Annotated in this window: 2 protein-coding genes; both read right to left on the reverse strand. The window is 62.1% G+C overall.

Annotation, left to right across the window (positions count from 1 at the left end; genetic code table 11):
* Positions 1-26: 26 nt before the first annotated feature.
* Positions 27-317 carry a hypothetical protein gene (locus tag ACX4ZE_RS22815; RefSeq protein ID WP_480275516.1) on the reverse strand — a complete coding sequence of 97 codons (291 nt, stop codon included), beginning with the start codon at positions 315-317 and terminating at the stop codon, positions 27-29.
* Between the two features lie 10 nt (positions 318-327).
* Entirely contained in the window at positions 328-756 is a 429-nt protein-coding gene (locus tag ACX4ZE_RS22820) for a hypothetical protein (protein ID WP_480275517.1), read from the reverse strand.
* Between the last annotated feature and the right edge of the window lie 162 nt (positions 757-918).

Below are 918 nucleotides of genomic sequence, written 5' to 3' on the forward strand. Positions count from 1 at the left end.
CCATCGGGGATCCGAGGTTGCCGAACCTACTTCTCCAGCTTCTCCAGCATCCAACTGCCGACCGCGTACATATCGTCGGCAGGGATAGCGCGCGTGTAGTGCAGTGGTGGGGTTATCCAGCGGAACCGCCGCCACCCACTGGCCGGGCGGATGGTCCAGCCACCGTACTCGCGGCGAGGGTGCCACTGGTTCGCGCCGGTGTAGCCAGGCTCGCGGGCGACGCGACGAGTCCGGTAGTGCAAGTTTCTGCGCAGCCAGTACCAGCGGGTCGACCATGTGGCCGGCCCAGTGCTGATATCGCCATGGAGCAGCTTCATTCGGTCCAACCTAACACTGAATGAAGACAGGTATCGTCTTCTTGTGGCCCTCGTCTGTTCCGGTGTCCCATGTGGCCTGCATGAGGATCGTGCCCTGCCATACGCCAGGCACACAGTCCAGCGCCATCGTGGCGACGTGGAGGTGCGGGTTGGGAATCTGTGTGACGACGGCTTTTTCTCCCTTCGGTCTCGGGTTGCTGGAGCCTGATCGGTGCCACAGCTGCAACTCGATGCGAAACGCGAAAGGCGCGGGGTTGCATTCCACTGTCCCGCCTACGACGACGGCTTCGTGCAGCAGGTAAGGCTCTCGGTTGAAGGCGAAGGCGCAGGTACCGCCAGCCGCCTGCGCGGCCGGTGCGGTGGTGAGTGTCTGCCCTGCGAGCAATGCGGCGCTAACGGAGGCGACCATGGTGGCTGTCCGAATCGCGTTGTGTCTCATAGATATCCTCCCGCTATCTATTGCTTCCGCGCTTCGTGTGCGAAACACGTTGTATCCCATAGTTATTCTCTATTACCTACTGCTCCCACGTCTCGCGAGAGAGCCAAAACCGTCTCGGTCGCCTACGATCAGGACGGGGCGCTCGAGTTGACGTCCTCCCCG

The organism is Nocardia sp. TBRC8007 (genome assembly GCF_056629435.1).

Excerpts from the sequence above, each read along its gene's own strand:
- ACX4ZE_RS22820 (WP_480275517.1), bottom strand. The coding sequence starts at position 756 with ATGAGACACAACGCGATTCGGACAGCCACCATGGTCGCCTCCGTTAGC.
- ACX4ZE_RS22815 (WP_480275516.1), bottom strand. The coding sequence starts at position 317 with ATGAAGCTGCTCCATGGCGATATCAGCACTGGGCCGGCCACATGGTCG.